The organism is Listeria sp. MAN/IMW/UF464 (assembly GCF_058683955.1).
In genome coordinates this window covers 1,093,626-1,107,963 of sequence record NZ_JBZWZP010000001.1, presented here as the reverse complement: position 1 = coordinate 1,107,963, position 14,338 = coordinate 1,093,626, and the positions used below count along the sequence as shown (strand labels likewise).

Here is a 14,338-nt window from a genome sequence, read left to right as displayed (position 1 = left end):
TTTTATTTATTTACCAGTAATTTGTTTTACCGCATCTTCCATTTGATAAAGTTGAGCAGCGGCACTGTAGTCACTCCATTTGGTGTTATCTACTTTATATACTTGGTTTTTCTTCACAGCGGGAATATCTTTCCAGACCCCGTTAAGCATTTCGTTAACAGAATCTTCATTACCATCAGTAGGCATTAAGATAAATAAACGATCCGCTCCGGCTGCATATTCAGGAATAGCTTCACTTGAAATTGCTTTTGTTTCTTTGTTTGCTTTAGCACCATCAGTTGGAGTAAAACCAGCTCCAGAGAATAAGCCGTCAAATACTTTCGCATCATGAACATAAATTTCTTTGCCGTAGAATTGAATCACAGCAGCTTTTTCGTTCTCCACGCCAGCATCTTTTAACGTTGCCTTAGCTTCTTTAGAACTTTGAGCGTAATCTTTGTCCCATTTTTCTTTTTCTGATTTTTTATTTAAGAGATTTGCGATATTAGAAAGTTGTTTGTCAGGAGTATCACCGAAATGTGAGATGTAAACTGGCGCAACTTTTTCTAAATTCTCTAAAAGGTCTTTTTGATAATCACTAATAATAATTAAATCTGGTTTTAAATTAGCGATTTTCTCAATACTTGGTTTATCATTACCAACACTTTCTGTCCCTTTAGTTGCTTTGGGATATGTAGTGATGTAATAATCAGTTGTACCAACAGGTTTTACGCCTAGAATTTCCATTTCACTTACGTTTTGAAGTGCTACAATTCTTTTTGGTGTTGTTGGTACTTCCACTTTACGATCCATTGTATCAGTTACTGTTTTTGTCGCAGCTTCTTTTTCTTTGCTTGAATCTTTATCCGAAGAGTTGCCACAAGCGGTTAGTACTACTGCTAAAAGTACAGTCATTAAAATAGCAGCCCATTTATGCTTTTGGTACATTGTGCATTTCCTCCCTAATTGAAAATGATTTTCATTATCGTTACAAAAGTAATTATATCGAAAAGAGGGAGGATTGACAAGGTGAAACATAACACAAATTATTTTTATTTTTTAAAATTGGATCGTGTCGCCTATTGCCAGGGTAGGAAATACTTCTGGGGAGACAACGATTGCGCCAGGTAATACTTCATTTTGACCAGAGCGGAAATAAACAGAAATGTGTCCAAGTTCTTCTAGATTTTTATTTGCTTCTGTGCCGACTTCTTCTATTATATAGACTTGATCTCCAATTTGTAGTGTATTCCCTTTAGCGAGGGCATTTGTGGGTGCTGCTTCGAACTCATGAATAACGGAGATTTCTCGTAATTCATTGGTGGCTGTTGGTCCAAATAAAATGACGATCTTTTCTTCTTCAAAAGCTGGGACAAGTGGCCCGATTTCAATGATTTTACTTTTAGTCATAGCAATTTCCTCCTAAAAATTAATACATGCCGATACTGAATACCCAAGCGATAACAACAGCAAGGACACCTGTAATCATACGGCTATACAAAATGGCCGGAACACCGAATTGAACCGTTTTTGGTTTAGCTTCTGCAAGAGATAGCCCGACTGGAATAAAGTCACATCCGGCTTGTGCGTTAATAGCGAATAAAGCAGGTAAGGCGTAAGTTACCGGGATGGCGCCAATCGCAATTTGTGAGCCAATTAAGACACCGATAACTTGAGCGATAACTGCGCCAGGACCAAGAATCGGTGATAGGAAAGGTAGACTACAAATAAAAGCAATTAAAAGCATTCCCCAAATGGAACCAGCGAGCGGGGAGAGTGTATTAGCAATTAATTTTCCAATCCCAGTGTAGTTAATAATACCGATAATCATACTAATAAAAGCCATAAAAGGAATAATATTTTTAATGAGCATATCAACGGAATCACGACCAGCTTGATAGAACACGCCCATTGCCTTACCAATACCGCGAGAAAATTTCACAAGATAGCCTTCTTTTAAATCACTCGCTTCTTGTTGATCTTCTTTAATCTTGGCATAATCTTCTTTAAATTTTTCTCTGTCAAAAGGTTTTCCGGGATCTGCTTCTGATGAAGTAACCATAATATCTTCTGGCTTCACTCCCGAAACAAAAATATCTTCTGTAATATGTTTTGCTAGTGGACCTGATGGAGAAGAAGGGAGAATATCAACAGTTGGAATACGTTTCATTGGATAGACGCCAATTCGAGCCGTACCACCGCAGTCAATGACAACACACATCATTTCTTCTTCGGGAATGGAGTTTTTAAAACCATCGACGGCTTCTGCACCGGATAATTCAGCAATTTTCAAAGCTACGGGGTGGATACCGCCGCCAGTAATAGAAACAACTTTTGTTCTTGGTTCGCTTGGAGTAAGGTCTAGCCCAGTTCCCCAACCGCCTTGGCCTTTATTCACATGAATTGATTGATACATTTTATTTGCCTCCTATCTATTTCAGACTTTTTCTTTTCGCATTAAGAATTTTGTAATGGTTTCCGTAATCACACCGCGCATTAAAATGATAACAATACCTGCTAAGAAGTAACGAACTGCAAGACTAGACATACTATAACCAGCTTCGACAACCCCATTAGCAATTCCTAAATAAACAAATAATTCTCCAGCATTCGCATAAGGGAACAACCCTGTGACTGGATGTAAAAATGAAACAACCGAATCATAAAAAGCAGGTTTTTGATGTTCTTTAACGAATCGTCCAAATGTGTACGCCATTGGATTTGTTAGCATTAAGACAGATAAAATCGGCATAAGTGAATAACGTAAAATCATGTTTTTAGCTGAAAATTGAATTGCACGATTGACTCGTTCTTCCCCGATAAATGCAATAATCGAGTACGTAAAGGTTAAAAGGACAATTAAAAGCGGGACAATTCCCGTCATAAAGCTCACGAACTGTTTTCCACCAGCCTCAAAAAGACCGATAAAGTTGGTTCCAAACCATTCAATATAATTCACTAGGAAACACTCCTTTTTAATTAATTAAAGCGCTTTCATACAACTGTTGGCAGTTTTGATAATGGCTTTTTCTTGTATGGAATGCTTTTTCTTTTCATGTAATTCTTGTAGTATTTCGGATAATTCTTTCTGGTGATAGTCAGTAAATGTTTTAAACTTCGCAAAAATCGTTTTTCCTGTTAAAATTTGGCATTCATGAACAATATGCTCTTCATTTACAACTAAGATGGCTACAGCACTTGTTCGAAACTTTAATCGCTCCATTTCAGAATAAAGATGGTAACCGATTTTCCCGGCGTATTTACTCGCAACTTTATTCATGTGATGTTGGTAATACCTCACTTGAAAAAAAGCAAGAAATGTCTGAGCGATGAAAATAACGGAAGCAATAAGGACAATTTTCATTCACTTTTCCTCCTTATAATAGGTGGGAAGGGCTAGCTTCCCACCATGTTACCTTTAATTGCTAAATGTTTCGTCTTGTAGTTTTCTAAGTTTCCAAACAGTAGTTGATTCGTCGAGTGAAACATCTTCGTCGGTAATAAATGTGCCAGCTTTAATGTTTCTGCGTGCAACTACTTCACCGCTAATTAGCCCGATTGGAATATGACCTTCTGCCGCCATATCTACGTGAGTTTCGAGCACACCGCGGACACAGAAACCGCCAATCCCATCTAATCTTTCTCCAGCAGCTATATCTTTTTTAGCAACTGCAACTGTTTCGGAAACGGGAGCTCCCATAGGAACAATAGCGTGATCGTGATTCAGAACAGCTTTCGCAATAGTTAGTGGAGTTTCTAGGCTCGCTAAATGATAAGGGCGATAAAGAATGTGATGATCGCGTTCACCTTTTTTCATTAAGTAGCTAAGTTCATGACTAACACCTTCATTTTGGCCTTTAACAATTACGAAAACACCTGGCGCCAAGCCATCTACATATTCTACGACACCAAATTGGTTTAAAATACCGCCTTGCTCTTTTAAATCGAGGTCTTTAATGACGGAATCTACGTCACCCGAGATACCATGCATTCCAACGACATCGGGAACATATCCAATAGCGTTTGAAAGTAAGTTCATTTCTGCCATTGTTTTCGTTCCATCTTGGAAAGCTGCTAGCATGTGAGAAGCCATATTTTTTCCGTCTGCTTCCACTTGGCAACTATCTGGATTAGCGCTAATTTTTAGTTTGTTGTTTTTTCCTTTACCGGCAACAAGTACTTCCATACCCATTGATTTGGAAAATTCGTAAAGTTCAGTTATCGCAGCGGGTTCGTCTCCATCAGATCCGGTATAAACGAGGCCAGCGCTATCATATAATTTTTTCATTAATGGTCCGATAGTAATGTCAATTTCTACATTTAGTAAAACAAGTTGTTTTTTTGCAAGTAAAGTTTCTAGGGAAATTTTTGCACCGACTTCTGGAACGCCAGTGGCATCGACAATCACCTCTACAAGATCAGAATGAATAATTTCTTTAAAGTCATTTGATAATAGAATTTTTTCTTTTTTTGTTGCTGTGGCGTTGTATGCATCTGCGGCTTTTTTTGCGGCGTCCACATGAATGTCACTTATACCAACTACACTCATTCCAGGAATAGCGGCAATTTGCGAAATCATACCGAATCCCATTTGACCTGCGCCAATAACGCCGACGCGAATAGGGTTATTTTCTTTCTCACGGGCAAGTAACTGTCTATATAAAGTCATTTCAAGTTCCTCCTAGTAATCGTTTTCATTTATTAAAAATAAAACTCCGGATAAAGCTATTTTATCTTAATAAACGAATCGTGTAACATTTGTCACCACTAGTGACAAATGTCATATTTCACAAATCAAATATAACATTTTAACTTTTTTTCGTCAATGAAATATTAAATGTTTTTTATTCTAAAGAAATAAAAAAAGCCCAATCCATTGGTGGAGAGTGCTTTTGGGGTTTTATGTTTTTTTGTGGTGGAATATTTGTTAATCGTTTTTTTGTAGGATGTATTCAGCCATTCTATCAGTAATCACAATCACATCTATCAATCCGGCATTAAGTGCTGAAACAAGTGCGTCTTTTTTTTGTAGTCCATTTGCTAAAGCTACGACTGTTGGGATTTTTTTGAGTTCTTCTAAACTGAGCCCGATGACATGTGTATTTATCTGTGTATTTGCTTCTTCGCCATTTGCCGTGAAAAACCGTGAATTAATATCGCCGACAACATCTTTGTATCGAAGTTCTTCAATATCTTCGGGGGTAATATAACCAATTTCTTCCATTGTACTTTGATTGTAAGGGCTTGATACTCCAACAATAGCCATATCAACAGTTTTACCTTCTTCAAGGACTTCATTAATGTATTTGTTTTTAGAGAGGTCGGCTTTCATTTCCGTATCTTCTACAAGGGCAGGTGCATACAAATATTTACTATGACACTGCATTTTTTTCTTTAAATCGTAGCAAATTTGGTTGGAATGGAGGTCAATATCGCTTGATCCCATACCGCCGATTAACGGAATAATAGTTAAGTCTTTATGAGGGATATACGGGAATTCATTGGCAAATTTACGAATTGTTTTCCCCCATGAAATCCCAAGCGTATTTACTTTGGCAATTCTTTTACTAAGCGTATATGCTGCTTCTTTGGCTAGAAAATTAAGGGCTTCTTCTTCGGACATATCGTGTGTGGCAACGACAATCGCTTCTTCTAAACCAAACTTTTCTTCTAATTTTTGTTCTAAATCTACCGTATAATATGTTTCGTCTTTAATGAAAATTTCTACAATACCTAAGTCTTTTGCGCGTTGCAAAGTTTTAGAAATAATTGATCTTGAAATCCCGATTTTTTTGGCGATCTGCGCTTGAGTCCAACCATAATGATAGTACCATGTAGCGATTTTCACCATATCTCTTTTTTCTTCCCATTTCATCTTTGTTACCTCCATTCTACATAATAATGGAACAAAAGTTATCTGTAGTCACAAATGTTTTTATGCTAATAGTATCATAGAATTGTCCGTCTGGAAAGATATCGTTGGGAAATATGGTACTTTAGTAAAGGGAAAATGAATTTTTTTAATGGTTTAAAATGCTTTTTGCTAATTTGTGACAAAATAACAAACAATTTTCATTTGAGTTTTACGAGGAATTTTGCAAGCGTTTTTAATAATTTTTGAAAGGAAAGCAAATAATTTATTCTCCATAGAGAAACAGCAATATCTGATGCGTGGTAGTATAAATTTAGTTCTTAAGAAGCCCAACAATATGCTAATTAAACAGTTCATCTTAGAAGAGGAGTGGATTTGAGTGGAAGAATTATTTACATACAAAGAATTTACCAAAATGATGCAAAAATACGGTATTAAACACAAAAAACGTAAATTAAAACGAAATGAAAATGTAATGACCAATTCTTCAAGTCCGAATAGTGTCATTTTATTAATAAAAGGCTATATAAGCAGTTACACATGCGAATCGCCTGAAAAATTATTATCTGTTTTTGAGCCAGGCGTATTTCTAAGTTATTCGATTTTGGAAGATTTGCCACCGCTTGTAACGAATATTGCACTTTCAGAAGAGTGCATCGTGTATGAGTATGAAAAAGAAGACATCGAATATGCTTTATCGCTCTTTCCAGAAAATTTTGGCTTTCAATATTTCTTTTTAAAAAAGATTGGACGTCATTTATACTATAAGGCTTTACTTAATGCCAAAGATCACCAAGAAAAATTATATTATACGATTAAGTATTTAGGAAAACTTATTGGTGAAAAGGATGAAAAAGGCAATATTGTCTTACCACCAGAAATTACAATCAAAATCTTAATTGAATACAGCACCTTATCAAAAGCGGCTTTTTATAGACAGCGTATCCGTCTAATAGAAGAAGAAATTTTAAAGCCACATAAAAAAACTTTCTTAGTCCCGAAGAAAGTAGTAAAACACTATGAAAAACAGCTAACTAGTATTTAAAAAGGAGAGCTTAAAAAACAATGAAAATAAATTGGAAGATAGTTCTGGTCTTTGTTTTGATTTTGGCGCTTCTCGGTCCTGTTTACTCGAAAGCTATAGAGACGGAACAAAGCACATCGCTAGAACAACCAGTGGAGCCGGTAGTAGAGGAAGCTATAAAGGAAACTCCAGAAAAAAAAGAAACGGAAACCGAACCTGAACCCTCGAAAACAGAAGAGATTGAAACAAAAAAACCGTCGACCGAACCTAGCAAACTGAAAGCTAACCCTTCATCAATACCCGAGAATAGTACGATAGCAGATTTATTTCCGGATCCGGTAATGGCAGAATCGGTAGTTACAAACTTAAATAATCAAATCCGCTATAAAAATGATTGGGTTGTGACTGATGTTATTACACAAAAGGATTTAGATAATCTATCTTCTTTTACTGATTTATCCACAGTAATTATAAAAAATCTGGAAGGTATACAGTATATGACTAATCTAAATAGAATAAGTTTAAGGTCAGATGATGATTTGCAAGGTCTATCAGCTTTATTAAAAGCACCAAATGGATATCCTAATTTGCAGGAGATAACTATTTTAAGAGGAGGAATTACGGATATTTCACCGATCTTAAAAATAAATGCACCAAAGTTAGCATTCCTAAACTTATCTCAGAATAAGATTAGTGATTTATCTCCATTTGCTAATCTGCCGAACAATTTTCCTGTGCTGGAGGAAATAATACTTGCGTCTAACAATATTTCAAATGTCGAGCCCTTAGCTAAATATGCTAGTGCTAGTATGAGGTTTCTTCTTCTTAATAGCAATAGTATTTCTGATTTATCGAGTTTTAAAAATAATTCTATGCCAAAACTAGTCGAAATTGTGTGTACTTATCAACAAGTTTATTTAGAACCAATGGATCTTTCAGCAAAATATGATTTTACTTTAAAGGCAGCAGAGGCTAAAGGTGTGAACAAATCAATTCCTATAACTGTGTTCGATCCAATTGCGACAATTGATAATACAACTTCCATGATTACTTGGAAGCAAAATGTCATAGAAAAGAAACCAGAAATATTTTTAAAAGAAGGTGGATTTCAAGAAGGCGTTAAATATGGATGGGATGAAACTACTCCGGTTAAGGATGATATTGGCAAGGTAATCTTTGATGGTACATTTTTTCAACCATTAGTATATATAGTGGCTCCAAAAATTACATCATATGAAAAACAACTTATTTATGATATTGACACGCCACTCACAGAGGAACAATTGTTAAAAGATGCAAAAATCGTAACAGACCAACCATCAAAAATCACAACTAATTTTAAAGACAAAATACCGAGTTCGCCAGATCCCACTAAATATGTAGTGACAATCGAAGCTTCTAATATAGATGGAGGTGAGTCGGTAAATGTGGATGTTATATTTCAACCAAAGCCACCTATCATAACTGCGGATGAAGAATATACCTATTTAGTTGGTGAAGCTATTGATGCTAATCAATTTAGATTAGACGTGAATGCGACTTTGACTGGTGTTGGTTCGCTAGTGGATGATTTTGAGTCAGTAGTAGACCTAACGAAAGCTGGTGATTATGTTGTAACGCTGTCGTCTCCCGGAAATCCACCAGCTTCTCAAACAGCTATTCCTGTAACCGTAGTTGTTCACGTCAGAGAAAGTATGGAGCTCCAAATTCCTAATGATTTTCGGATGGGTATAGATGAAAATTCAGAATCGGTGCCGATATTAAATAGAAAACAAACCCTGAAATGTTATGGGGCTGACGGAAAAGTAGATTTAAAGGTGACAGATAGAAGGAGATCAAAGCAAGGCTGGACGCTAACTGGAGCAATGACAACATTTACAAATAGCAGCGGTGACATCATTCAAAGTTCGCTAAAGTATCAAAGTAAATCATCAGGTAGCAGCCCAGTTTACTTAAATAATGCAAATCAGCCTATTGAACAAAAACAAGCAACTCCTACAGAAACAGGCTTTGTCTCTACTATTTTCGACTTAGAGGATAGTTTATCAATAGAAATCCAGCCTAACGATGCTTTAGTGGGGGATGCTTATGAATCTAAGGTAACGTGGACTCTAGAAGATGCGCCTAGGCCTTAACTAAAAGGAGCTATTCGATTTGAAAAAAATAGGATTCATTATATTTTGTTGTTTATTCTTATTCGCAGCACCATTTTATGTAGAAGCAAAGACGGCGGATACAGCGACTAGTAAAGCAAGCGTTGTAATTAAGAAAGACCCTCGTAAGGCCAAAAGTGGGACAGATGATAGAACAGGCACGTATCCTACAAAGTTCCCCAGAAAGCTTCCGAAAACTGGGGAGTCGGGCGATTTACCACTTATTATTGCCGGAATTAGCCTCATTTTATTTGTAAGTAAAAAACACTTTAAGGGGGTGAGGGAAGAGATTTAATTGCTTAGCACGACAAAAAAGGATAACAGAAAGAGGAGAATAATAATGACAAGTAGAACAGTAAAAGTAACAACAGCAAGTTTATTAGCACTAGGACTTATTGTAGCACCAGTACTTTCTGGGGATTTTGCTTCAGCAGCAACTTCCGTAACACAAGATTCAAAAGGGATTGTAAAATTTGATAAAAGCGCAACTCCAGATCCAGTTCCAGTAGATCCAGATCCAACTGACCCAGATCCAGTTGTTCCAAATCCAACTGATCCACCAGTAGGTAGTGATGGTCTATGGATTTTAGCAGTATCTAATTGGGACTTTGGTACACTTGACTCATCCGAATTATCTAAAGGTGCAATAAATGCCCATGCTAAAGATGGAAAAATTACTACGTATGAAGATACTAACGGAAATGGTAAGCAAGATTTACCAGGAGAAGTTTCTGTAACTAAAGATGTAACTCCTTTCGCTCAGGTTAGTGATTTACGTGGTTCGAATAATGGTTGGACTCTTTCTGTAACAGGTAGTGAGTTCAAAGATTCTTCTACACCTGCAAAAAAAATCGCTGGTGCTGAGTTAACTATTCCAAAATCTACAGTTAAATCAAAAGATTCTACCGCAAAAGCACCAACTGGATATGATAACGTAGCAATTTCTATGACTGGCGGAGCAGCAGTTCCTGTAATGGCAGCTAAAGATTTGCAAGCTACTACACCAACAGACTTCAGTGATGATGAAGGTATGGGAACTTGGACAGATAGCTTTGGTTCAGCAGAAGTATCTGCAACAGAAACATCTAAGCCGAAATTATCTATTCCTAAAAACGTGGCTGTAGCAGAAGGCACTTATCAAAGTACATTAACTTGGACTTTAAGCGATACACCAGCAGTCTAACATTTTTCAAAAAGAGAAAACTGCATTTTTCGATGTTGTTTTCTCTTTTTAAATTGAGTAATTAGGAGGAAAGAGAGACTTGAAAAAAATATTCGCTATCATCTTTGCCTGTACATTTGCTATTATTTGTTTGCCAAATCAACACGCCGAGGCAGCAGAAGGTAATAGTTTTTCCGTAAAAGCAATTCTTCCAGCTAATCAGGCATCTAGCGTGACATATTTTGATTTACAAATGGAACCTAAGCAGAAGCAAAAATTAGATGTCGAAATTACCAATCAAAGTAAAGAACAAATGACTATTAATTGCGTCGCCAACACAGCTATTACCAATGAGATGGGGTACGTCGATTACTCGATACCAAAAACAAAACCGGATGAAACGCTCAAATATCCATTTGCTGATATAACAGAAGTAAGTGACTCCGAGATTACACTTGAACCTAATGAAACTAAAATCTGGTCGGTAAATATCCAAATGCCTGAAGAAAGCTATGATGGAATTATTTTAGGCGGGTTACATTTTAAAGAAAAGACTAAAGAAAAAACAGAGAAAGAAACAAAGCAAGAAAAAGAAGTTCAAATTAAAAATGAATATGCTTATGTAATTGGTGTAAAGTTAACCGAAAAAACCACTATAGTTAAGCCGGAACTAGCATTAAATCAAATTAAAGCAGGAAGTAGGAACTACCGAAATGTAGTCGAAATAAACTTGCAAAATACAAAAGCGACCTTAGTTGGTGGACTGGCCGTGGATGCCAAAATATATAAACAAGGCAGCGAAAAAGTGCTACATGAAGCAAAACGAACGGACTTATCAATGGCACCAAATTCCAATTTTAATTACAGTGTGGACTGGGAAAACCAAGAGTTAAAACCAGGAAAGTATAAACTTCATTTAGTCGCCAAAAATAAAGACGATAAATGGGAATGGACGAAGGATTTTACAATCTCATCAGATGAAGCTAAAAAAGCAAATGACAAAGCTTTAGGACTGGAGAAAGATTACACTTGGTTGTACATCACAGGTGGAATTCTACTCTTACTAATTCTGATTACTGTCACTTATTTAATTGGAAGACGTACTGCAAAGAAAAAAGATGATGAAGAATAAATGTATAAAAAGCTTGAAAACGAGGAACTCACTTGTTTTCAAGCTTTTTTTGTGCTTGTAATTTGGATTGAAATATCGCTGTGTTTTTATGAAAAAATCAAGTGTCTAATGTGAGAATGAATCAAGGGGACTTTTAACTAGTTGTGACAAATTAACGAACGTCTTTTGTATGAATTTCAGGAGGATTAAAAAAATTTTTAAAAAGAAAAAACAAAAAAAGTGCTAAATTCCTTCTCTATAGAGAAAATAATTCAGTTTGTGCATGGTAATATAAGTTTAGTTCTCGCCAAGACTAACATGTGTCGCTAAATAAATTATATAAATACAGAGGAGTGAATTTTTTTAGTGGAGGAATTATTTACATACAAAGAATTTATCAACATGATGCAAAAGCATGGGATAAAACACAGAAAACGTAAATTCAAACACGGCGAAAAGATTACAAGCGAGTCTTCTAAACTAGATAGTGTTATTTTACTAATTGAGGGATATATCAGTAGCTATACTCGGGAATCACCTCAGAAATTACTATCTATTTTTGAACCTGGAATTTTTCTTAGATATTGTATTTTGGAAGAATCTCCCCCAACTACAGAGCACATTGTATTATCAGAAACTTGTGAGATTTATGAATATAAGAAGCAAGATGTTGAATATGCGCTCACGTTATTTCCGGAAAATTTTGGTTTTCAGTATTTCTTTTTAAAAAGATTTGAACGCCACTTATTTTATAGATCTTTACTAAACAATAAGGCGCACAAGGATAAGCTTTACTATGCAATAAAATACTTGGGTGAACTTATCGGAAGCAAGGATGCACAAGGAAATATTACCTTACCGTCCGAAATAACCTTAAAAGCCTTAATTGAATATAGTACTTTATCGAAAGCCGCATTTTACCGGCAAAGAGTGTCTTTACTAGAGAAGAATATTTTGAAAAGGAACCGGAAGACATTCATCGTGCAAGATGGAATTATGGCCGAATTATTATGAAATCTAACTAACGAGAAGGAGACAGAAGATGAAACTGAACTGGAAGCCACTGTTGCTTTTTATATTATTATTAGCGCTTTGTTCTCCTGTGTATTCATTCGCGGAAGAAACAAGAGAAGCACTAGCACCGAAAACTACTGAAACGCCAGAATTAACAAAAACGAACGACAACTTAAATAAAACAATCTTAACCCCTGAAAAAAAACAAGCAAACAATAATTCAGAAACCGAAAATAAAACCAAAGAAAGTCAAACAAATAAAAAAGCGCAGACCCCACTTAAAAACCTAAAAAATACCCTTCCCCCGATTCCGCCTAATAGCAAAATTTCGGATATTTTTAAAGACCCGGGGATGGCTAATGCAATAGCTGAAAATTTATCAACATACAATAATAAAAGGAGTGTGGATTCTATTGTAACAGAAGCAGAGTTGAAATCAATTACAAGTTTGTGGTCCGTAAACTGGGGTGTTTACGATAAGCCCTTAATTAAATCAATTGAAGGAATCCAATATCTTACTGAGCTGGAAACTATCCTTTTTCAAAAGAATGAAATAACAGATTTGTCTCCGTTTTTGAAATCACCTAATGGATTTCCACGCTTGGTTAATCTTGTGTTGGAGCATAGTAAAATAACAGATCCATCTGTATTACCAAAAATAAAAATGCCTTTAATAGAGCACATCGCTCTCACGGGCAACCAAATTATCGACCTGTCTAGCTTAAAAAACATTGCTGATGATTCAAAACCAAAACTTAGAAGTGTAGGTTTACACTCACAAGAGATTGTGCTTCCTAAATTAACCGTTTCTAGCAAAAAGCCTTTTTCATTAATTAGTATGAATATTATAGGAGATCCTATTTATAGGAGCCGTTCATATTCTCCAGCTGCAACATTTGACACTTCAACTTCAACTATTACTTGGTCGAAAGAAGTAATGATGAAAAAACCAAATATAACATTTACGGAGCGTGTATATCCGCCAAAGGTTACAACTGTACCTGGCGTGCACTACTACTGGCGAGATAATTCAGTCTCACTTGGAAGAATTAGAATGGACTTCTCTGGATATGTAAAACAACTACTTGAGTACCTCGGTCCTCCAAAAATAATTTCATCGAAAGACGTTCTATATGAAGTAAATACGCCGCTAACGGAAAGTAAATTTTTAGAAGATGCCAAGATTGTTACAGATCAGGAAACAACTATTACTACTAACTTTAATTCGATAATAAAAAATACTTCAGTTGCTGGTGTCTACTTTGTAACGGCCACAGCGTCTAATATAGAAGGCGAAGTTTCTAAAGATATAAAGGTTGTTATTAAGAATAAGCAACCAGTCATCACTGCAAAAAGTGAATATACTTATTTAGTAGGTGAAAACGTTGACTCGAATCAATTTCGACAAGACATCAATGCGACTTTAACTGGCCCAGGGAGCGTTCCTAATGATTTGAAAGATGACTTTGCTTCGAAGGTGGATTTAAATAAAGCAGGCGATTATTTCGTCGAGCTTTCCACTCCTGATTGGCCACCGTTAACCGATGCTGCTAAACCAGTGACAATTTTAGTACGTGTCAGGGAAGGCTTAGAGATGAAAATTTCAGATGATTTTCGGATGGACGTGGATGAAAATACTGACCCCATTCCTATTTCGAATAATAAGCAAACTCTAAAATGTTTTGCTCAGGAGGGAGACGCTGAAATAGAAGTACTTGATAGAAGAAGGGCGAAACAAGGATGGACTATAACTGGAATGATGAGCCCTTTTAAAAACGAGAAAGGAGACATATTAGAAACTTCTCTTAAGTATCAAAAAGAGTCATCAGAAAGTAGTCCGATATTTTTGAATGCGACTAATCAACCAATTGAAACGAAACAACCAACTGACCAATCTGGAGAAATTACAACTACTTTTAATTTGCAAAATAACTTAACTCTAGAAGTTCTACCAAATGATGCATTAGTAACGGGAATTTATGAAGCTACGGTCACATGGACTTTAGAGGATGTACCTAGATAA

At 36.0% G+C, this 14,338-nt stretch carries 14 protein-coding genes; 7 read left to right on the top strand and 7 right to left on the bottom strand.

Annotated features, from left to right (window positions below):
- Nucleotides 1-6 precede the first annotated feature (6 nt).
- From AC4PG0_RS05635 to AC4PG0_RS05605, 7 genes are all read right to left on the bottom strand, one after another.
- Nucleotides 7-927 (bottom strand): ABC transporter substrate-binding protein, encoded by a 921-nt coding sequence (locus tag AC4PG0_RS05635; protein ID WP_003760649.1) that lies wholly within the window; start codon nucleotides 925-927, stop codon nucleotides 7-9.
- A gap of 111 nt (nucleotides 928-1,038) precedes the next feature.
- Nucleotides 1,039-1,389 (bottom strand): PTS glucitol/sorbitol transporter subunit IIA, encoded by a 351-nt coding sequence (locus tag AC4PG0_RS05630; RefSeq protein ID WP_033533358.1) that lies wholly within the window; start codon nucleotides 1,387-1,389, stop codon nucleotides 1,039-1,041.
- 19 nt (nucleotides 1,390-1,408) lie between these two features.
- Complete coding sequence (gene srlE / locus AC4PG0_RS05625; RefSeq protein WP_003765622.1) at nucleotides 1,409-2,395, bottom strand: PTS glucitol/sorbitol transporter subunit IIB; 987 nt, start codon at nucleotides 2,393-2,395, stop codon at nucleotides 1,409-1,411.
- Between the two features lie 21 nt (nucleotides 2,396-2,416).
- A complete protein-coding gene (srlA, locus tag AC4PG0_RS05620) occupies nucleotides 2,417-2,938 on the bottom strand; it encodes a PTS glucitol/sorbitol transporter subunit IIC (protein ID WP_003760655.1) in 522 nt (173 codons plus the stop codon).
- Between the two features lie 24 nt (nucleotides 2,939-2,962).
- The gene (locus tag AC4PG0_RS05615) at nucleotides 2,963-3,343 is read right to left on the bottom strand and encodes a transcriptional regulator GutM (RefSeq protein WP_010990479.1); all 381 of its coding nucleotides are present in this window, start codon (nucleotides 3,341-3,343) and stop codon (nucleotides 2,963-2,965) included.
- Nucleotides 3,344-3,397: 54 nt separating this feature from the next.
- Entirely contained in the window at nucleotides 3,398-4,648 is a 1,251-nt protein-coding gene (locus AC4PG0_RS05610; protein ID WP_010990480.1) for an NAD(P)H-dependent oxidoreductase, read from the bottom strand.
- A 258-nt stretch (nucleotides 4,649-4,906) separates the two neighbouring features.
- A complete protein-coding gene (locus AC4PG0_RS05605) occupies nucleotides 4,907-5,854 on the bottom strand; it encodes a sugar-binding transcriptional regulator (RefSeq protein ID WP_003760660.1) in 948 nt (315 codons plus the stop codon).
- A gap of 376 nt (nucleotides 5,855-6,230) precedes the next feature.
- On the opposite strand from AC4PG0_RS05605, the gene AC4PG0_RS05600 reads away from it, so the two are divergent.
- The 7 genes from AC4PG0_RS05600 to AC4PG0_RS05570 all read left to right on the top strand — a co-directional run bounded on the left by AC4PG0_RS05600 (nucleotide 6,231) and on the right by AC4PG0_RS05570 (nucleotide 14,338).
- Nucleotides 6,231-6,896, top strand: a complete 666-nt coding sequence (locus AC4PG0_RS05600) for a cyclic nucleotide-binding domain-containing protein (RefSeq protein ID WP_033533356.1) — start codon at nucleotides 6,231-6,233, stop codon at nucleotides 6,894-6,896.
- 20 nt (nucleotides 6,897-6,916) lie between these two features.
- Nucleotides 6,917-9,010: a LapB repeat-containing protein gene (locus AC4PG0_RS05595; protein ID WP_492167359.1), complete on the top strand. Its 2,094-nt coding sequence runs from the start codon at nucleotides 6,917-6,919 to the stop codon at nucleotides 9,008-9,010.
- Between the two features lie 19 nt (nucleotides 9,011-9,029).
- Nucleotides 9,030-9,323, top strand: coding sequence for an LPXTG cell wall anchor domain-containing protein (locus AC4PG0_RS05590; RefSeq protein WP_003760665.1), 294 nt, complete (start codon nucleotides 9,030-9,032; stop codon nucleotides 9,321-9,323).
- A gap of 45 nt (nucleotides 9,324-9,368) precedes the next feature.
- Nucleotides 9,369-10,211 (top strand): WxL domain-containing protein, encoded by an 843-nt coding sequence (locus AC4PG0_RS05585; protein WP_010990483.1) that lies wholly within the window; start codon nucleotides 9,369-9,371, stop codon nucleotides 10,209-10,211.
- Nucleotides 10,212-10,290: 79 nt separating this feature from the next.
- Nucleotides 10,291-11,322, top strand: a complete 1,032-nt coding sequence (locus tag AC4PG0_RS05580) for a WxLIP family cell surface protein (protein WP_033533354.1) — start codon at nucleotides 10,291-10,293, stop codon at nucleotides 11,320-11,322.
- 345 nt (nucleotides 11,323-11,667) lie between these two features.
- Nucleotides 11,668-12,315: a Crp/Fnr family transcriptional regulator gene (locus AC4PG0_RS05575; protein WP_003770684.1), complete on the top strand. Its 648-nt coding sequence runs from the start codon at nucleotides 11,668-11,670 to the stop codon at nucleotides 12,313-12,315.
- A gap of 28 nt (nucleotides 12,316-12,343) precedes the next feature.
- Nucleotides 12,344-14,338 (top strand): LapB repeat-containing protein, encoded by a 1,995-nt coding sequence (locus tag AC4PG0_RS05570; protein WP_492167360.1) that lies wholly within the window; start codon nucleotides 12,344-12,346, stop codon nucleotides 14,336-14,338.